Genomic DNA, 18,986 nt, shown 5'->3' on the forward strand with positions numbered 1-18,986 from the left:
GTGGAGAACCTCATTGCGCTGCTGGTGGCGGCGCCCCTGCTCGGAGCGGCGGTCCTGCTGTGTGGCGGACGCCGGCTGGACGCCGTGGGCCACTGGCTCGGCACGCTGCTCGCGGCCGCCTCCTTCGTGCTCGGCCTGGTGCTGTTCAGCGACATGCTGGGTCAAGACCCCGAGCACCGCGTCATGTCCCAGCACCTGTTCAGCTGGATCCCGGTCGAGGGCTTCCAGGCGGACGTCGCCTTCCAGCTCGACCAGCTGTCCATGACGTTCGTGCTGCTGATCACGGGCGTCGGATCGCTGATCCACCTCTACTCCGTCGGGTACATGGAGCACGACGAGCGGCGTCGCCGCTTCTTCGGCTACCTGAACCTGTTCCTCGCGGCGATGCTGCTGCTCGTCCTCGCCGACAACTACCTGCTGCTGTACGTCGGCTGGGAGGGTGTCGGTCTGGCCTCCTACCTGCTGATCGGCTTCTGGCAGCACAAGCCCAGCGCCGCGACGGCCGCGAAGAAGGCCTTCCTGGTCAACCGCGTCGGCGACATGGGCCTGTCGATCGCGATCATGCTGATGTTCCTGTGGTTCGGCACCTTCGCCTTCGGGCCGGTGCTCGGCGACCACGCGGAGGCCGGGCTCGCCGGTGCCGCCGGTGAGGACAAGCTGACCGCGATCGCGCTGATGCTGCTGCTCGCCGCCTGCGGCAAGTCCGCCCAGGTGCCGCTGCAGTCCTGGCTCGGGGACGCGATGGAGGGCCCGACCCCGGTCTCCGCCCTCATCCACGCCGCGACCATGGTGACGGCGGGCGTCTACCTGATCGTCCGCTCCGGGGCCGTCTTCAACGGCGCTCCGGACGCGCAGCTCGTCGTCACGATCGTCGGCGCGGTCACGCTCCTCTTCGGTGCGATCGTCGGTTGCGCGAAGGACGACATCAAGAAGGCCCTGGCCGGTTCGACCATGTCGCAGATCGGCTACATGATCCTCGCCGCGGGCCTCGGCCCCATCGGCTACGTCTTCGCGATCATGCACCTGGTGACGCACGGCTTCTTCAAGGCCGGGCTGTTCCTCGGCGCCGGTTCGGTCATGCACGGCATGAACGACGAGGTGGACATGAGGAGGTACGGCGGCCTGAGGAAGTACATGCCGGTCACCTTCGTCACCTTCGGCCTCGGCTACCTGGCCATCATCGGCTTCCCAGGCCTGTCCGGCTTCTTCTCCAAGGACAAGATCATTGAGGCGGCGTTCGCCAAGGGCGGCACCGAGGGGTGGATCCTCGGCGCCTGCGCCCTGCTCGGCGCCGCCATCACCGCGTACTACATGACGCGCGTGATGCTGATGACGTTCTTCGGCGAGGAGCGCTGGCGCAACGCCCCGACGCCGTCGCCGGCCGAACCGGACGTGGAGCCCGCCGCCGAGACCCGCGGCGAGTACACCCCGCCGCACCCGCACGAGTCGCCCAAGGTCATGACGATCCCCATGATCGTGCTGGCTGTCGGGTCGGTGGCCGGCGGAGCGTTCTTCAGCATCGGCGACCGCTTCCTGCACTGGCTGGAGCCGATCACCGGGCACAGTCACGGCAACCCGCCGATCAGCGCGGGTGTGGTCACCGGTGCGACCGTCGCGTGCATGATCATCGGTGTCGCCCTCGCGTGGGCGCAGTACGGCCGCCGCCCGGTCCCGGCCGTCGCCCCGCGGGGCTCGCTACTCACCCGGGCCGCCCGGCGCGACCTGCTCCAGGACGACTTCAACCACGTCGTCCTGGTCCGCGGCGGCGAGCACCTCACGCGGTCCCTGGTCTACGTCGACCACACCCTGGTCGACGGTGTCGTCAACGGCACGGCGGCCTCGTTCGGCGGCCTCTCCGGGCGGATGCGCAGGCTGCAGAACGGCTTCGCCCGCTCCTACGCGGTCTCGATGTTCGGCGGCGCGGCGGTCATCGTCGCCGCGACCCTGCTGATGAGGGCGGTCTGATACCGATGTCCTTTCCTCTGCTGACAGTGACAGCGGCGCTCCCGGCCGTCGGGGCGATCGCCACGGCCGCCGTACCGGCCGCGAAGCGCACCGCCGCCAAGTGGCTGGCGCTGCTCTTCTCGCTCGCCACACTCGTCCTGGCGATCACCGTCCTGGTGCGCTTCGACCCGGACGGCGACCGCTACCAGCTCACCGAGTCCCACGCCTGGATCGCGGACTTCGGTGTCCGCTACGAGCTGGGCGTGGACGGCATCGCGGTGGCGCTGATCGCGCTGACCGCCCTGCTGATCCCGTTCATCATCCTCGCGGGCTGGCACGACGCCGACCCGCTGGAGACCGGCAGCACCCGGTGGCGGCCGACGCAGGGCTTCTTCGCCCTGATCCTGGCCGTCGAGGCGATGGTGATCCTCTCCTTCGAGGCCACCGACGTCTTCCTGTTCTACATTTTCTTCGAAGCCATGCTGATCCCGATGTACTTCCTCATCGGCGGCTTCGGGGACCGTGCCCACGAGCACGGCGAGAAGACGGCGGCGACGCAGCGGTCGTACGCGGCCGTGAAGTTCCTCCTCTACAACCTGGTCGGCGGTCTGATCATGCTGGCCGCGGTGATCGGCCTGTACGTGGTCGCCGGGAACTTCTCCCTCCAGGAGATCGCCGCCGCCCGCGCCGACGGCTCGCTCGACATGGCGACCAACACCGAACGCTGGCTGTTCCTGGGCTTCTTCTTCGCCTTCGCGGTGAAGGCGCCGCTGTGGCCGCTGCACACCTGGCTGCCCAACGCGATGCAGGAGTCCACCGCCCCGGTCGCCGTACTGATCACGGCGGTCGTCGACAAGGTCGGCACCTTCGCGATGCTCCGCTTCTGCCTCCAGCTGTTCCCGGAGGCCAGCAAGTGGGCGACGCCCGCGATCCTCGTCCTGGCCCTGATCAGCATCATCTACGGGGCGCTGCTCGCGGTCGGCCAGCGGGACATCAAGCGGCTGATCGCCTACGCGTCGATCTCCCACTTCGGCTTCATCATCATGGGCATCTTCGCGATGACCAGCCAGGGCCAGTCCGGCGCGACGCTCTACATGGTCAACCACGGCATCTCGACCGCCGCGCTGATGCTGGTGGCGGGCTTCCTGATCTCCCGGCGCGGCTCGCGGCTCATCGCCGACTACGGCGGAGTGCAGAAGGTCGCTCCGGTGCTGGCCGGCACATTCCTGATCGGCAGCCTCGCGACCCTCTCCCTGCCGGGACTGGCGCCGTTCGTGAGCGAGTTCCTGGTCCTGGTCGGCACGTTCACGCGCTACCCGGTGATCGGCGTCATCGCCACCTTCGGCATCGTCCTCGCCGCGCTCTACACCCTAGTCCTCTACCAGCGGACGATGACCGGGCCGGTGAAACCCGAGGTCAGCGCGATGCCGGACCTCAGGGTGCGGGAACTCGTGGTCGTCGCCCCGCTGGTCGTACTGCTGATCTTCCTGGGCGTCTACCCGAAGCCCGTCACGGACATCGTCAACCCTGCGGTGAAACAGACCATGTCCGACGTACAGAAGAAGGACCCCCAGCCCGAGGTGGAGGCGGCCAAGTGAACGCAACAGCCGTCCACAGCCTGTGGACAACCGCGGCCGAGCCGATCACCAAGATCGACGCGCCGAAGTTCGAGTACGGACAGTTGGCGCCCACCCTGATCGTCGTCGGAGCGGCGATCGTCGGGATCCTGGTCGAGGCGTTCGTACCGCGCACATCGCGTTATTACGTCCAGATGTTCGTGTCCGTCGTCGCGCTCGCGGCCGCCTTCGCCGCGGTCGTCGCGCTCGCAGCCGACGGATACGGCACGACCAAGGCGCGCATCGCGGCGATGGGCGCGATCGCCGTCGACGGACCGGCCCTCTTCCTCCAGGGCACGATCCTGCTGGCGGCCCTGGTGGGCCTGTTCACCTTCGCCGAGCGGCGGCTCGACCCAGTGGTGCACGGCAACCGGGTCGACTCCTTCGCCGCGCAGGCGGCGTCCGTGCCGGGCAGCGAGAGCGAGAAGGCGGCGGTCAAGGCCGGGTTCACCACCACCGAGGTTTTCCCGCTGCTGCTGTTCGCCGTCGCCGGCATGCTGATCTTCCCGGCGGCCAACGACCTGCTGACGCTTTTCGTGGCGCTGGAGGTCCTCTCGCTCCCGCTGTACCTGCTGTGCGCGCTGGCCCGCCGCAAGCGGCTGATGTCGCAGGAGGCGGCGGTCAAGTACTTCCTGCTCGGCGCGTTCGCCTCGGCGTTCACCCTGTTCGGCATCGCCCTGCTGTACGGCTACGCGGGCTCGATGTCGTACGCGACGATCGCGCAGGTCGTCGACGGTACGGTCGCGGACGTCACCCCGGCGCTCGCGGACACCATGGGCAACGACGCGCTGCTGCTGATCGGTGCCGCGCTGGTGGTGATGGGCCTGCTGTTCAAGGTGGGCGCGGTGCCGTTCCACATGTGGACGCCGGACGTGTACCAGGGCGCGCCGACGCCGGTGACCGGCTTCATGGCGGCGGCGACGAAGGTGGCGGCGTTCGGCGCGCTGCTGCGGTTGCTGTACGTCGTCCTGCCGGGCCTGCGCTGGGACTGGCGGCCGGTGATGTGGGCCGTGGCGATCGTCACCATGCTGGGCGGCGCCATCGTCGCGATCACACAGACCGACATCAAGCGGCTCCTGGCGTACTCGTCGATCGCGCACGCCGGATTCATCCTGGCGGGTGTCATCGCGACCACGCCCGACGGTGTGTCGTCCGTCCTCTTCTACCTGGCCGCGTACTCGTTCGTGACGATCGGCGCCTTCGCGGTGGTCACGCTCGTGCGCGACGCGGGCGGCGAGGCCACGCACCTGTCGAAGTGGGCGGGGCTCGGCCGGCGTTCGCCGCTGGTGGCGGCCGTGTTCGCGGTGTTCCTGCTGGCCTTCGCGGGCATTCCGCTGACCTCCGGCTTCGCCGGGAAGTTCGCCGTGTTCAAGGCGGCGGCGGAGGGCGGGGCCGCCCCGCTCGTCGTGATCGGTGTGATCTCCTCGGCGATCGCGGCGTTCTTCTACATCCGCGTCATCGTCCTGATGTTCTTCAGCGAGCCGCGGCCGGAGGGCCCGACGGTGGCCGTGCCGTCGCCGCTGACGATGACGGCGATCGGGGTGGGTGTGGCGGTCACGCTGGTGCTGGGTGTGGCGCCGCAGTACTTCCTGGATCTGGCGGGGCAGGCGGGGGTGTTCGTGCGCTGACGCTCCGCTTGGTGCGGGGCTGCGGCCCGGTTCCCCTGACGGGGAGCCGGGCCGCTGTCTGGCATGGGGCCGGGTTACTCGCTCTGCTCGTGCCGCGTTTTGATCTTGGTCAGGTCCAGGTCCAGCGGGAAGGGGGCGTCGACCTTCATCCGTTCGCGGAAGATGCCCACGCTGGTGTAGGCGCCCGTGGTCGGTTCCAGCTCGAAGGCGTGGACCGCAGCGCGCCCCTTCTCGCTCTCGACGCGCCAGTAGTGCGGGATCTTGGCTCGCGCGTACTTGAGGGGCTTGGTCTCGCGGTCACGCGACACGGAGTCGTCCGATACGACCTCGATGGCCAGAAGAACGGCCTCCGCCGGGAACCGGGTCTGGTCCGGCTCCTTCACCACGTTCCCGCGCACCACGACCACGTCCGGCTCGGGCCTGTTCTGGCGGTCGATGTCGATGGTGAACTCCCGGAAGACCTCGAATTCCGTTGGTGCCAGAGATTGGAGCTGCCACTTGAAGAAGTCAATGGCGCGCTCGTGAAAGATGGTCTGCGGACTCACGAAGACCAGGCTCCCGTCGATCAGTTCCGTGTGCGGAGGCAGATTCGGGAGGCGGTCCAGGTCGTCGGCGGTCCAGCCGCCTTCCGGCGGGGTCGGCCAGGTGGGCTTGGACGCCTTCGGTGCGACGCTCATCAGTGCTCCCATGGGGACGGAGTCTCGCCGGTGCATTCAGACTATCCGCCGGAAACGGGCAGGTCTCCCGCGAACGTGTGAACGACGATCGTGTCCTGACTCAGGCGTTCGGGGCGGCCTGTGGATAACTCCGGGGCTGTCGGTGCGGGCGCCTATGGTGGACGCAGTGGTCGAGGGGCGACGTACGGGGGACGGAACGATGGGCGCTACGGGCGGGACGGGTGTGATGACGGAACTGGACGCGGTGACCGGGGGCGGGAGCGGTGCGGGCAGCGGCCCCGCCGGGCCCCTCGGCGCCGACGCGAGCGAGGCGCTGGCCGCGCTGCACCGGGTCTTCGGCTACGGGGCCTTCCGCGGTGAGCAGGAAGCCGTCATCGACCACGTCGTGGCGGGCGGCGACGCTGTCGTGCTCATGCCGACCGGCGGCGGCAAGTCGTTGTGCTACCAGATCCCGTCCCTGGTCAGGCCGGGTACGGGTGTGGTCGTCTCCCCGCTCATCGCCCTGATGCAGGACCAGGTGAACGCGCTGCGGGCGCTCGGCGTGCGGGCTGGCTTCATGAACTCCACGCAGGACTTCGACGAGCGGCGGATGGTCGAGGCCGAGTTCCTCGCCGGCGAGCTGGACCTGCTGTATCTGGCACCGGAGCGGCTGCGGCTGGAGAACACGCTCGACCTGCTCTCACGCGGGAAGATCTCCGTCTTCGCGATCGACGAGGCGCACTGCGTGTCCCAGTGGGGCCACGACTTCCGGCCGGACTACCTGACGCTGTCGCTGCTCGGGGAGCGCTGGCCGGACGTACCGCGGATCGCGCTCACGGCGACGGCCACGCGGGCGACGCACCGGGAGATCACCGAGCGGCTGAACATGCCGGCGGCCCGGCACTTCGTGGCCAGTTTCGACCGGCCCAACATCCAGTACCGGATCGTGCCGAAGGCGGACCCGAAGAAGCAGCTGCTGAGCTTCCTGCGCGAGGAGCACGCGGGCGACGCGGGCATCGTCTACTGCCTGTCGCGCAACTCGGTCGACAAGACCGCCGAGTTCCTCAGCCGCAACGGCATCGAGGCGGTGCCGTACCACGCGGGGCTGGACGCGGGTACGCGCGCGGCCCACCAGTCCCGCTTCCTGCGGGAGGACGGCCTGGTCGTGGTGGCGACCATCGCCTTCGGAATGGGCATCGACAAGCCGGACGTCCGCTTCGTCGCCCACCTCGACCTGCCGAAGTCGGTCGAGGGCTACTACCAGGAGACGGGCCGGGCCGGGCGTGACGGGCTGCCGTCGACGGCCTGGATGGCGTACGGGCTGAACGACGTCATACAGCAGCGCAAGCTGATCCAGTCGGGCGAGGGTGACGAGGCGTTCCGGCGACGGGCCCAGGCCCATCTGGACTCGATGCTGGCGCTGTGCGAGACGGCCCAGTGCCGCCGGGGCCAGCTCCTCGCCTACTTCGGCCAGGACCCGGACCAGCCTGCCTGCGGCAACTGCGACACGTGCCTGACCCCGCCGGAGACCTGGGACGGCACGGTCGCGGCGCAGAAGGTGCTGTCGACGGTGGTGCGGCTGCAGCGGGAGCGCGGGCAGAAGTTCGGCGCGGTGCAGATCGTCGACATCCTGCTGGGGAAGCGGACCGGCAAGGTCATCCAGTTCGACCACGACCAGCTGTCGGTGTTCGGCATCGGTGACGATCTGAGCGAGGGCGAATGGCGCGGCGTCATCCGGCAGTTGCTGGCTCAGGGGCTCCTCGCGGTGGAGGGCGAGTACGGCACGCTGGTGCTGACCGAGGCGAGCGGGGCGGTGCTGCGGCGGGAGCGGGAGGTGCCGCTGCGCAAGGAGCCGAAGAAGCCGGTGACCTCCCGGTCGGGGACGTCGGGGTCGTCGGGCTCCGGGCGGGGCGAGCGCAAGGGCAAGGCGGTTGCCGCCGAGCTGCCCGAGGAACTGCTGCCGGCCTTCGAGGCACTGCGCGCCTGGCGGGCCGAGCAGGCTCGCGAGCAGGGCGTCCCGGCGTACGTCATCTTCCACGACGCCACGCTGAGGGAGATCGCCACGGTGTGGCCGGGCTCGGTGGCCGAACTGGGCGGGATCAGCGGCGTGGGCGAGAAGAAGCTCGCGACGTACGGGGAGGGTGTGCTGGAGGTCCTCGCGTCGCTGGGCGGCCCGCCCGGCCCGGCTCCGGCTGAGGCCTCCGACCCGGCTCCGGGACATGCCCCCGGCCCCGGCCAGGACGCCGGTGAGCCGCACGAGTGGCCGGAGCTGCATGGGGAGCCGGAGCCCGACTGGATATAGGGCCGAGCTCCGATAGGGGCAGGGGCAGGTCGTCGGCAGAGCTGGGCGTCGGAAAGGCTGGGTGCCGGCCCGGCACGGGCGTCCGTCTGCGCTCCCCGGCAGCGCCGCGCAGCGCGCCCCCGGCAGCATGACGGAGCGGAGGATCGTCACCGCCCGCCCAGGGCCCGTACGGCTACGACAGGGCGGTCAGACCCGGCGCGAACAGGATCAGCAGGGGCAGCAGCGGCACCAGCGCGGCCGTGGTGGTCGTCAGGGCCCGGTGCCGGCGGCCCAGCCGGGGCGGCGGTTCCAGGAGCCGGTCGACCCGCTCGCCCAGCAGGCGGTGGCTGGAGGCGCAGGACAGGACGCCGCGGTGCTGGTTGAGCTCGATCAGTGCCAGGGCCGTGGTCAGGTGGCCGCAGCGGCGGGATGCGGTGTCGTCGGCGGCCAGTTCGATCAGGCGGTGGGTCTGGTCGCAGAAGTGGGCGAACAGCGGGATGCGGGGGAAGCCGGTGGCCAGGGCGGTGGACAGGTGCAGCAGCCAGTCGTGGCGGGCGCGGGCGTGACCGCGCTCGTGGGTGAGGACGGCGTCGAGCTGATGGTCCGTGAGGCGGTGCAGGGCGCCCGTGGTGACGATCAGCTGGGGCGGGTTGCCGGGCATCCACCAGGCGTCGGGGTACTCGTCCTCCAGGACCAGGAGCGGGCCGCGGGCGGCGGGCAGTCCGGCCGGCAGGTCTGGGGCGCGTTCGCGGAGGTGGGCGCGGGCCTGCGCGCGCCGCCGGCGCGCCTCGACGAGTTCCCGCGCGAGCATGGCGGTCGTCCAGGCGGCGCCGCAGGCCAGCAGCAGGGTGAGGGTGGCGGCCCACGACGGGGCGGTGGACAGGTCGTACGCGGCCGTCACCGCGGGCGGAGCCGGGGCGAAGAGCTGGGCGCGGACCGTGCCGAACACGGCGGCGGTGCCCAGGGCGAGTGCCGTCACGCAGCACAGCAGGACGGTGGCGACCAGGCACTGCCACACCCACAGCCCGACCACCGGTTCCCGCTCCGGCCAGGCGGCCCGGGTCAGCGCACGGGGAACGGGTACGGCGGCCGTCACGGCGACAACGCTCAGCAGGAGCAGGCAGACGGTCATGGCCACGGGCTCCGGTTGGTCGGAAGAGGGGCGGCTACGGATCGTGCGGGGGAGGGCGGCTGCCGAGCGCACCGGTGACGCGGCTCAAGTGCACAGCGGCGAGCGCCCCGAACGTGCCGTGCACCGCGCACGTGCGGGCACACCGCCCGAGACCAGTATGACGGTGCCGGGCGTTGTGAGTCAGGAGCCGAGCGGCATCACAAGCGCCGGGAGGGGCGACTGTCGGCCAGATCCGGGCGGCCTCGCGGGCGCACGACGGGACGTCGCGGACGCCCCCTGGAACGCCGTCAGGCCGGTACCACCCGCCCCGTCACCTCGCCCAGCCCCACCCGCACCCCGTCCGGCCCCGGAGCCCAGGCGGACAGGGTCACCACGTCGCCGTCGTCCAGGAACGTCCGCTTGCCGTCGGGCAGTTCGAGCGGGTCGCGGCCGTTCCAGGTCAGTTCGAGGAGGGAGCCGCGCTCGCGGTCCGCCGGGCCGCTGACCGTGCCCGAGCCGTACAGGTCGCCGGTGCGCAGGGAGGCGCCGTTGACGGTCATGTGGGCCAGTTGCTGGGCGGCCGTCCAGTACATCGTGGAGAAGGGCGGCTCGGAGACGACGTGGCCATTGACGGCGACGCTGATCCGCAGGTCGTAGCCGCCGGGTTCCTCGTCGCTGTCGTCCAGGTAGGGCAGCAGCTCGTGCGTCCGGGCCGGCGGGGTCACCCGGGCCTCCTCCAGGGCGTCCAGCGGGGTGATCCACGCCGACACCGACGTGGCGAAGGACTTGCCGAGGAACGGGCCGAGCGGGACGTACTCCCAGGCCTGGATGTCGCGCGCGGACCAGTCGTTGAGGAGGCAGAGGCCGAAGACGTGCTCACGGAAGCCGTCGAGGGACACCGGCGCGCCCATCCGGGACGGCACGCCGACCACGAAGCCGACCTCCGCCTCGATGTCCAGGCGCAGGGACGGGCCGAAGACCGGAGCCGGGTCCGCCGGCGCCTTGCGCTGGCCCGAGGGGCGTACGACGTCCGTGCCCGAGACGACGACCGTGCCGGAGCGGCCGTGGTAGCCGATCGGCAGGTGCTTCCAGTTGGGAGTCAGGGAGTCCTCGGCGTCGGGGCGGAAGATCCGGCCGACGTTCCGGGCGTGGTTCTCGGACGCGTAGAAGTCGACGTAGTCCGCGACCTCGAAGGGAAGGTGCAGCGTCACCGAGGACAGGGGGTGGAACATCGGTGCGACGGTCTCGCGGTGGGACGGCACGGTCACCCACGCCGTCAGCGCCCGGCGGACGTCCGACCAGGCCGTGCGGCCCGCGGCCAGCAGCGCGTTGAGGTTCGGCCGCGCGAGCAGGGAGGCGTACGGGGAGCCGAGCGCGTGGGCCGCCGCGCCGGCGTCCAGGACGTGATCGCCGAGCCGGACGCCCACGGTCCGGTGGGAGGAGCCGGGGAGGGAGAACACGCCGTACGGCAGGTTGTGCGGGCCGAAGGGGTCGCCCTCGGGGACATCGAAGGGGGGCATCGGGTGCTGCCTCGCTTTCGGGTGTGCCGTGTCGTCGCCACGTGTTCGTGGTCCTGCCACACGTTACGGGTGGCAGGCCCGTCCTGGGCAGTGCCCAAGGAGGCGGATACGGGCAAACGGGGCAGGTGGGCCCGGGTGGGGCCGGGCGGCGCGACTCGGGCGCGGCGGACGGGACGTCACATCCGTACGAGCCGGAAGTTATCCACAGGACGCGACGCAATCTTGACGGAGCGGTGCGAACGGGGCGACTCTGGGCGGGTGCCGGAAGGCCTCGGGGAGGGGGCGTTCCGATGGCACACCAGGGGGGCGGATGGCCATTGGGGAGGCCGGTCCGGGCTCGGTGCGGCATGGCGTGCAGCCGAAGCGGCTGGAAGCGGCCATGCGCGTGCGGCTCGGCCGGGAATGCGTGTACGTACCGTCGTGCCGTTTCGGGCTGTATGTGGCCCTGCGCCACTGGTGTCCGCCCGGCGGACGGGTGCTGATGTCGCCGGTCAACGACGACGTCATCTTCTTCGTCGTGCTCGCGGCCGGACTGCGCCCGGTGCAGGCGCCGTTGAACCCGCTCGACGCGTCCATCGACATCGATGCCGTGCCGGACGAGACGTGGAGATCGGTGTCCGCCGTGCTCACGACGAACCTGTACGGAAACCCTGACCCGGCACCGGGCCTCAGGCAGAAGTGCGACGCGCTGGGGATCCCGCTGTTCGAGGACGCGGCGCACGCCATCGGCAGCCGGGTGGGGGGCCGACCGGTCGGGGCCTGGGGCGAGGCCTCCGCGTTCAGCCTGTCCAAGCATGTCGGGGCCAAGGCCGGGGGCATGCTCTCCCTGGCCGACCCGGGGCTGCGGGACGCGGTGGAGAAGACCTGCGCGGGGCTGCTCACGCCGCGCCGGCCGAGCTCCGAACTGGCCTATGCGATCCGGCCGTACGCGGAGGCGGCGGTGCGCGGGCTGCGGCTGCGTCGCGCCGCCTGGGCCGCGATCCGGCTGCTGGGGCTGGCGGACCGCGAGGAGATCCGGATGCCGCTGCGCCCGGACGAACTCGCGCGGGCCGCCCGCCACGCGCCGGGGCTCGAGGCCCACCACCCCTGGGTACGCGTCGACATGCACGACTACCGCCAGGAGTCCGGCCGGCTGCGGCTGCGGCGCGTCGGGCGCAAGCTCGACCGGCTGGACGAGGTGCTGGAGGCCTGCCGGGTGGGCACGGAGCTGCTGCTGTCCACACCCTGGGCCAGGCCCCGTGACGGGCACGGCACCCAGCCGCTGTTCCGCGTCCCGTTGTTCGTGGCGGACCGCGACGCGGCGATCGCGGCACTGGCACGGCAGGGCATCGTCGTCGGCTACCTCTACGACCCGCCCCTGGACGACTACGCCGGCGAGCGGTTCACCGACCTCTCACCGGCCCCCGAGGCGGCCCGCTGGTTCGCGCGGCACGCGCTGCCCGTGGACCCGCTGCGGGCCCGGACGGTCGTGGAGGTGCTGGAGCGGTCCGGGGCACGGCCGGCCGAAGCACCGGGAGAACCACCCCACGGCAGGCCGGCACCGGGAGGGCTGGGTCAATTCCGTGGCTGAGATCCAGGTGCACGAGCCCGCCACCACGCGTGCCGACGGCGGCGGACCGAAGCCTGCCGCCGACGAGCACACGCACGACTCGCTGTTCAAGAACGCCTACTTCCTCATGCTCAGCACCGGCGTGTCCGCCGTCCTGGGTCTGGGCTTCTGGCTGGTGGCCGCCCGCTACTACTCCGAGGAGGCCGTCGGCCAGGGCTCCGCCGCCATCGCCGCGATGCGGCTGCTCGCCAGCATCACGGCGACGACGATGATCGGCGCCGTGGTGCGTTTCGTCCCGCGCGCGGGCCGGGAGACCGGGCGCCTGGTGTGGGGCACGTACGCGGCCAGTTCGCTGGTCGTGGCGCTCGCCGCCGCCGTCTTCCTGCTCACCATCGACGCGTGGGGAGCGTCGTACGCCCCGCTGGGCACGCCCCTGGCGGGCGCGGTGTTCGTCGCGGCGTCCGTGGCCTGGGCGCTGCTCACCCTCCAGGACGGGGTGCTCACCGGCTTGCGCAAGGCGGAGTGGGTGCCGGCCGGGAACGCGGTGTTCTCGGTCGGGAAACTGGGCCTGCTGGCCGTCTTCGCCGGCACGCTGCCCGTCCTCGGCATCTTCGTCTCCTGGGCGGTGGCGATCGCGTTCTCCACCCTGCCGCTGGGCTGGCTGATCTTTCGCCGGCTCATCCCGCGCCAGGCCGAGCTCGACCGCGAGAAGGAGCCCCCGAAACTCCGCGACATGGGCCGCTTCCTGGCCGGGGACTCGCTGGGCGCGCTGTTCAGCCTGGCGATGATCAACCTGCTGCCGGTGATGGTCGCGGTCCGCTTCAGCGCCGCGGAGAACGGCTACTTCTACGTGGCGTACACCGTCGGCGGCACGATGGAGTTCATGGCCATCAACATGGCCTCCTCCCTCACCGCGCACGCCTCCCACGACCCCCGGCAGCTCGCCGACGGCGTCCGCGGTGCCCTGCGGCGCATGACGCTGCTGCTGGTCCCGGTCGTGCTGGTGCTGGTCCTCTTCGCCCCGTACATCCTCACGCCGTTCAGCCCGGACTACGCCGAGCACGGCTCGACCGTGCTGCGGCTGCTCGCCCTCGGCGCGCTGCCGCGGGTCGTGGTGGAGCTGTACATCGGCGTACTGCGCGTGCAGGGGCGCACGGGTGTGCTCGCCGCGCTCCAAGGCGCCATGTGCGCCCTGGTGCTGGGCAGCGCGGCCATGCTGTTCACCCCGGCCGGCATCGCGGGCGCGGGCTGGGCCGTGCTGCTGAGCATGACGCTGATCGCCGTCGTCTCCACGGTCGGGCTGCGAGCGGCACTGCGCCACAACGACGGCGCACCCGCGGCCCGTACGCCCGCCGACCCCTCCCACCCCTCCTACGGCACCCGTTGGGCGAAGCTGAACGCCACCGCCGGATACGGCACGACCTGGGCCCGCCGGGCCGCCTACCAGCCCCAGGACGGCGACCAGGACACGGTCACGCTGTTCATAGGGCGTCCCGGATACGAACGGGAGGCGCTCCAGGCGGACACGCTGGCGCTGATCGTGCGGCCGGAAGGGCCGACCAGGGAACCACCGCGCCAGGAGTGCGCGGAGCCGGACCGGGAGCCGCGGGAGCGGCGGCTGAGAGGAGCCCTCTGGAGCCTGCTCGGCGTCGCCACCGTCTTCTTCTGGGTGCCGTTGCGCGATCTGCCCTGGCTCGACCACGCCACCGAAGCGGCACTGACAGGGCGCCAGTTGCTGGAGGGCCTGCCGCTGCCGTCGCTCACCGCGGGAGGCCTGCTGCTCGTGGTGTTCGCCGCCGCCGTGACGCTGTGCGCCCGGCGCGACCCGTGGCTGCCCGGTACGGCGCTGTACGCCGCCCTGCTCGCCCTGTACACCGCACCGGCCGCCCTCGGGCGGGAACCGCGGCCGGTGGACGGGGCGTTGTATGAGAAGACGGGCGGCTTCCTCGCGGACGCGGTCGGGCTCGACGGGCCCGAGCCCCTGCTTCGCTGGGCGCCGCCGATCTGCCAGCTGCTGTGTCTCGTGCCTCTGTGGCTGCTGCTCGCGAGCGCGGGCGGACGGCTGCCGTGGCCGGGGCGCTGGGGGGTTTTGTATCTCGTCGCGGTCGGCGGCTGGGTGTGGCGTGAGGCGCTCGCACCGGTCGCGCCGCCCCTGCTCGCCGTACTCGTCGTACTCGTCCTGCTCCTGCCGCTCTGCCGTGCCGCGTCGGCCCTGGGGCCACCCCGCAGAAGTCCGAACGGCCGGCCCAGCGCCTGATCAAGCTCAAGAGCCGAACAGAGCCGAACCGCCAGGGGGGAACCACCGTGCGTCCGCCAGTCACTCCGAGGGAGAGATCCACGCCAGAACCCACACCGGCACGGGACGGCGCGCGCACCCCCGGCAGCGGCCCCGAGACCGCCGGCCAGTCCTCCGGCTCCTCGTCCTCGGAGTCGTCGAGCCCGGCCCATGAGCCCGTGACGGACCTGTCCGACCTGCCCCCCGCCTGGTCCGGGCGGCGCGCACTGGCCTGGCCCGGCGTTCCGCTGCTCGTCGCGCTCGCCCTGTGGGCGTACGCCGTGCGGCACACCGACGTCTCGCGGCTCGACGACTACGGGCTGGTCACGGCGCTGCACCCGGCCTTCTGGGCCGGCCTCGTGGTGCTCACCACCGGCTTCTGGTTCACGGTCCGCGATCCGCGCCGGCCGGGGGCCTGGGCGTTGGCGTACGTCCTCGGGCTGCTGGTGATGGAGCGGGTCACGCAGGCCGTGGTCTACCCGACCCCGCTGTACGCGTGGGCGTGGAAACACGAGGCGGTCATCGACCACCTGCTGACGGCGGGCGGTCTGCAGACGGCCGACCAGGTCGGAGACATGGCGGTGTACGACCAGTGGCCCGGCTTCTTCGCCGCACAGGCCGCCCTGATGCGGCTGCTGGGCGTGGACTCGGCGGCGATGTTCATGGCCTGGTGGCCCGTGGTCTCCAGCCTGATGCTGTTGCTCCCGCTGCTGCTGATCTACCGCACCTTCACGGAGGACCGGCGGCTGATCTGGACCGCGGTCTGGCTCTTCTACGTCGCCAACTGGGTCGGGCAGGACTACTTCTCCCCCCAGTCCGTGGCCTACGCGCTGCATGTCGGCGTCCTGGCCCTGGTCCTGCGCCGCTTCGGCCGGTCCGCCGTGCGGGGCGGGCGGCCCCGGCAGGCCGTGTGGACGGTGATGCTCGTCGTCATGGTCGTGGCGATCGTCATCTCCCACCAGCTCACACCGGGCATGCTGGTCGTCTGCCTGCTCGCCCTGTGCCTGAGCCGCCGCTACCGCGACTGGGTCCCGGTGGTCACGACCGTCGTGATCTTCCTGGCCTGGTGTCTCACGGCGGCGCTGCCCTTCCTGTCCGCGGCGATGCCGGACATGATCCGCTCCGTCGGCGACATCGGCGCCAACGTGGAGACCGGGTACGGCGCCACCCCGACCGGCACCGGAGCGATCGCCACCTCCTGGGCGGCCCGGCTGCTGTCCGCCTCCGTCCTGCTGCTCGCGGCCGTCGGCGTCCTGCGCCAGCGTGTGCTGCGGCACCGGGCCCGGCCCCTGCTGCTGCTCGCGGCGGCCCCGCTGCCGATGTTCGCGGCGAGCAGCTACGGCAGCGAGATGATCTTCCGGGTGCTGCTGTTCATGCTGCCCGGCGCCGCGTTCTTCGCGGCCGCCGCGCTGCTGCCCAAGGTCCGCACGCTGGCCGCCGACGCCGCCGCGAAGGAGGCCGGCAACCGGCAGGCCGCCCCCGTGCGGGCCCGCAGACGTGGAATCGGCACGTGGGTGGGGCTGGTCGCACTGCTCGGCGGGACCCTGGCGTTCGTCCCGGCCTACTCGGGCAAGGACCGGATCAACTACTTCCCCCCGCAGGAAGTGGCCCTGGTACGGCAGCTCTTCGACCAGGCGCCCGACGGCTCGCTCGTCGTGGCCGCCAACCGCAACTACCCGCTCGCGTACGCCTCCTACTGGAGCGTCGACCACTACTGGTTCCTGGACGACGCCCGCAGCCACGTCGACCGGATCGTCGAGAACCCGGCCGGCACCCTCGCCGGTGACATGGCCGGGGTGGAGCGGCCGGCCCGGGCCTACTTCCTGCTCACCCAGGGGCAGCTGGCCAACTCCGAGATGAACGGACAGCTCGACGAGGCGCAGCTGGACCGGATCCAGAGGTCCGTCGCCGCCTCACCACGTTTCCAGCTCGTGGCGGAGAACAGCGCCGGGTGGCTCTACGTACTGAAGCAGGCCGGGGGAGCGGAGCGATGACACCGCAGGAACTCGTGGTCCGGATGCTGCCGCCGTTCGGCGGCTGGCTCGCGCTCGCCGCCCTCGCACTGCCCGGCGGATCGCCGCTGCGGGGCGTCGCCGTCGCCCTCTTCCTGGCGGCGGGCCCGGGCGCGGCCATGGTCAGAGTCTGCGCTCCCGCGCTCGGGGAGCGGCCCGCCGAAGGCCCCGTCGAGCGCCGCGACCCGGACTTCGCCCGCCACTCCGACCTGCTGGAGCGGCTGATGCTGGTGCTGTTCGTGAGCATCGGCGCCGTGATGCTCGTCGCGACCGTGCTGATCGCCACGCACGCCTTCAGCGCGCAGCGGGTGCTGCTGACGTTGACGCTGCTGACCACAGTCGCCGCGTTCTGTCCGCCGCTGCGCGCCTCCCCGCCGCCGAGGACGACACCGAGGACACCGAAGGGTTCTGCTCAGTGAGGTTCAACCGTCCCCACCGTCCCTTTCGCCGCACGCCCGCCACGACCGGACAGCACCGCAGGAGGCCACAGCCACCCGAGGAGCAGCCGTCCGCCGGTCCGTTCACATCGGGCCGGCGCCGACTGCTGATCACGTCCGTGACGATCGTCAGCGCGGTCCTGGTCGGCGTGCTCGCCCTCAGGAACGCCTCCGGGCCCAACGAGAGCGGAGCCGCCGGTTCCCCGGCGGACTGCCGCCCCACGGCGCTTCTGGAACCGCCCTGCGGCGCCTGGTTCGGGGCGTTCGTGCCGCACGAGCGGGACGACCTGCCGGAGAAAGTGCGCGCCTACGAGAAGCGTGTCGGCCGCGAGCTCGACATCGTGTACACGTACCACGACATGTCCCTGCCTCAAGGCACGCGCCGGGAGGGTCAGTTACTCACCCCCGAGGAGCGGCGCGTCGGCGAGGACCGCCTGTTGCTGCTGTCCTGGGAGAGCAAGTGGTGGGGCGGCACGAAGGAGCAGCAGCCGACCTGGAAGCAGATCGCCTCCGGCGAGCTGGACAGGACCGTCATCGACGTCCAGGCCGAGCGCGTCAAGGACTACGGCAAGAAGGTGTTCCTCTCCTTCGACCTGGAGATGGACACCCGCACTCCGGCCAACGGCACCCCCGCCGAGTACGTGAAGGCGTACCGGCACATCCACGACCGCTTCCGCGCACTGGGCGTCGACAACGTGGTGTGGACGTGGATCACGACCGGCTACCTCGACCACGCCGACGAGATGAAGCGGATGTATCCCGGCGACGAGTACGTCGACTGGATCGGCTACAACCAGTACAACTACTACCGCTGCCACAACACGGGCTGGCGCACCTTCGCGCAGACGCAGCACTCCGTGCACGACTGGATCCGCGACAACATCTCCGACGACAAGCCGCTGATGCTCTCGGAGTTCGGTACCGCCGCGGACCCCTCCCGCCCGCAGCGGCAGGCCGAGTGGTACGCGCAGGTGCCCGGTGTGCTGAAGGGCCTGGACGGCGTGAAGGCGGCTCTCCAGTGGAACTACCGCGACCCCGGACCGCACTGCAACCTGGCCCTGGCGAACGACGCGGCCTGGGACAGCCTGCGCGAGGCGGTCGCCGACCCCTACGTCAACCAGCCGCTCAAGTAGCTCAGCCAGGGATCAGCCCGCGAACTCGGGCCCGTGCAGCACCGCGCGGGCCCGCCGGTACCACCGCCACGCGATCGTCTTCGGCCCGTCCCGGTAGGGCGCGACCCGGGCACCCGCGCCCGCCAGCCAGGCCTCGACGTCGGCGACGGTGTGGGTACGCCGGACGATGAGCCGGGCGATGCGGTAGCGCTCGTCGCGGTCGGAGCTGAGCGCGTGCCGCACGGCGGTCGCCGTCTCGTAGCCGGCCCGGGCCGACATCGCCCGCACACGCGGGCTGTTGTAGCCGTGCGGATAGGCGAGATGGCGGACCTCGTGCCCGAGGGCGTCCTCCAGCACGGCCTTCGACGAGCGCAGTTCGTACGCCAGGTCCTTGCGGGGCAGGGTGTCGAGCTGCGCGTGCGTGACCGTGTGGCTGCCGATCTCCATGCCGTGACGTTCCAGCTCCGCCGCCCGGTCCAGGGTCATCATCGGCGCCGGCGGCAGCAGACTGCGGCCGCCCGGGGCGATGGCGCCGGTGGTGAGATAGGCGGTGGCGGGCAGCGCCCGCTCGGCCAGCGCCTCGGCGGTGGGGCCGGGCAGATCGGCGAAGCCGTCGTCGAAGGTGAGCAGCACGGGCCGGGGCGGCAGGGGGGCGCGCCCGGCCAGATGGTCGGCGATCGCGCTGATCGTGACGGGCGTACGGCCGCTGCGGACCACGGCGTCGAGATGCGCCGCGAACTGCTTCGGCGTGACCGTGAACTCGGCGATCCAGCCGGGCGGATCGTCCATCACGCAGTGGTACAGGAAGACCGGGATGGCCGGGGAGCCGGCCGCACCCGGTGCCG

The 18,986-nt window shown here is 71.5% G+C and carries 13 protein-coding genes; 9 read left to right on the top strand and 4 right to left on the bottom strand.

Annotated features, from left to right (window positions below):
• The 3 genes from nuoL to nuoN are packed head-to-tail and all read left to right on the top strand — an operon-like array spanning position 1 to position 5,188.
• Positions 1-1,965 (top strand): NADH-quinone oxidoreductase subunit L, encoded by a 1,965-nt coding sequence (nuoL, locus tag AC07F0_RS09375; protein ID WP_478976407.1) that lies wholly within the window; start codon positions 1-3, stop codon positions 1,963-1,965.
• 5 nt (positions 1,966-1,970) lie between these two features.
• Positions 1,971-3,542, top strand: a complete 1,572-nt coding sequence (locus AC07F0_RS09380; RefSeq protein WP_478976410.1) for an NADH-quinone oxidoreductase subunit M — start codon at positions 1,971-1,973, stop codon at positions 3,540-3,542.
• Positions 3,539-5,188, top strand: coding sequence for an NADH-quinone oxidoreductase subunit NuoN (gene nuoN, locus AC07F0_RS09385; RefSeq protein ID WP_478976413.1), 1,650 nt, complete (start codon positions 3,539-3,541; stop codon positions 5,186-5,188). Before AC07F0_RS09380 ends, nuoN begins: the two co-directional genes overlap by 4 nt.
• 74 nt (positions 5,189-5,262) lie before the next feature.
• On the opposite strand, the gene AC07F0_RS09390 is transcribed toward nuoN, so the two are convergent.
• Complete coding sequence (locus tag AC07F0_RS09390; RefSeq protein ID WP_478976416.1) at positions 5,263-5,865, bottom strand: Uma2 family endonuclease; 603 nt, start codon at positions 5,863-5,865, stop codon at positions 5,263-5,265.
• Positions 5,866-6,091: 226 nt separating this feature from the next.
• Here AC07F0_RS09390 and recQ point away from each other — a divergent pair, with 226 nt between their 5' ends.
• Entirely contained in the window at positions 6,092-8,146 is a 2,055-nt protein-coding gene (gene recQ / locus AC07F0_RS09395) for a DNA helicase RecQ (protein ID WP_478976418.1), read from the top strand.
• 172 nt (positions 8,147-8,318) lie between these two features.
• Here recQ and AC07F0_RS09400 read toward each other — a convergent pair whose 3' ends face one another.
• Both AC07F0_RS09400 and fahA read right to left on the bottom strand, forming a co-directional pair.
• The gene (locus AC07F0_RS09400) at positions 8,319-9,257 is read right to left on the bottom strand and encodes a M56 family metallopeptidase (RefSeq protein WP_478976421.1); all 939 of its coding nucleotides are present in this window, start codon (positions 9,255-9,257) and stop codon (positions 8,319-8,321) included.
• A gap of 287 nt (positions 9,258-9,544) precedes the next feature.
• The gene (gene fahA / locus AC07F0_RS09405; RefSeq protein WP_478976424.1) at positions 9,545-10,756 is read right to left on the bottom strand and encodes a fumarylacetoacetase; all 1,212 of its coding nucleotides are present in this window, start codon (positions 10,754-10,756) and stop codon (positions 9,545-9,547) included.
• A gap of 310 nt (positions 10,757-11,066) precedes the next feature.
• Here fahA and AC07F0_RS09410 point away from each other — a divergent pair, with 310 nt between their 5' ends.
• The 5 genes from AC07F0_RS09410 to AC07F0_RS09430 all read left to right on the top strand — a co-directional run bounded on the left by AC07F0_RS09410 (position 11,067) and on the right by AC07F0_RS09430 (position 18,162).
• Positions 11,067-12,326: a DegT/DnrJ/EryC1/StrS family aminotransferase gene (locus AC07F0_RS09410; RefSeq protein ID WP_478976427.1), complete on the top strand. Its 1,260-nt coding sequence runs from the start codon at positions 11,067-11,069 to the stop codon at positions 12,324-12,326.
• Entirely contained in the window at positions 12,319-14,562 is a 2,244-nt protein-coding gene (locus AC07F0_RS09415) for a lipopolysaccharide biosynthesis protein (protein ID WP_478976429.1), read from the top strand. Before AC07F0_RS09410 ends, AC07F0_RS09415 begins: the two co-directional genes overlap by 8 nt.
• Positions 14,563-14,759: 197 nt before the next feature.
• Positions 14,760-16,574, top strand: coding sequence for a glycosyltransferase (locus AC07F0_RS09420; protein ID WP_478976431.1), 1,815 nt, complete (start codon positions 14,760-14,762; stop codon positions 16,572-16,574).
• Positions 16,571-17,011, top strand: coding sequence for a hypothetical protein (locus AC07F0_RS09425; protein WP_478976434.1), 441 nt, complete (start codon positions 16,571-16,573; stop codon positions 17,009-17,011). The genes AC07F0_RS09420 and AC07F0_RS09425 overlap by 4 nt, the downstream gene beginning before the upstream one ends.
• A gap of 128 nt (positions 17,012-17,139) precedes the next feature.
• Positions 17,140-18,162, top strand: a complete 1,023-nt coding sequence (locus AC07F0_RS09430) for a glycosyl hydrolase (RefSeq protein ID WP_478977241.1) — start codon at positions 17,140-17,142, stop codon at positions 18,160-18,162.
• 12 nt (positions 18,163-18,174) lie between these two features.
• Here the strand turns inward: AC07F0_RS09430 and AC07F0_RS09435 are convergent, their stop codons facing one another.
• Positions 18,175-18,930 carry a polysaccharide deacetylase family protein gene (locus AC07F0_RS09435; protein WP_478977243.1) on the bottom strand — a complete coding sequence of 252 codons (756 nt, stop codon included), beginning with the start codon at positions 18,928-18,930 and terminating at the stop codon, positions 18,175-18,177.
• Positions 18,931-18,986 lie beyond the last annotated feature (56 nt).

The organism is Streptomyces sp. NPDC045955, from assembly GCF_056430805.1.

What these genes read in the sequence shown, in the direction of transcription:
- fahA (WP_478976424.1), bottom strand. Translation starts at nt 10,756, where the DNA reads ATGCCCCCCTTCGATGTCCCCGAGGGCGACCCCTTCGGCCCGCACAAC.
- AC07F0_RS09425 (WP_478976434.1), top strand. Translation starts at nt 16,571, where the DNA reads ATGACACCGCAGGAACTCGTGGTCCGGATGCTGCCGCCGTTCGGCGGC.
- AC07F0_RS09410 (WP_478976427.1), top strand. Translation starts at nt 11,067, where the DNA reads ATGGCCATTGGGGAGGCCGGTCCGGGCTCGGTGCGGCATGGCGTGCAG.
- AC07F0_RS09380 (WP_478976410.1), top strand. Translation starts at nt 1,971, where the DNA reads ATGTCCTTTCCTCTGCTGACAGTGACAGCGGCGCTCCCGGCCGTCGGG.
- AC07F0_RS09390 (WP_478976416.1), bottom strand. Translation starts at nt 5,865, where the DNA reads ATGAGCGTCGCACCGAAGGCGTCCAAGCCCACCTGGCCGACCCCGCCG.
- AC07F0_RS09435 (WP_478977243.1), bottom strand. Translation starts at nt 18,930, where the DNA reads ATGGACGATCCGCCCGGCTGGATCGCCGAGTTCACGGTCACGCCGAAG.
- AC07F0_RS09400 (WP_478976421.1), bottom strand. Translation starts at nt 9,257, where the DNA reads ATGACCGTCTGCCTGCTCCTGCTGAGCGTTGTCGCCGTGACGGCCGCC.
- recQ (WP_478976418.1), top strand. Translation starts at nt 6,092, where the DNA reads ATGACGGAACTGGACGCGGTGACCGGGGGCGGGAGCGGTGCGGGCAGC.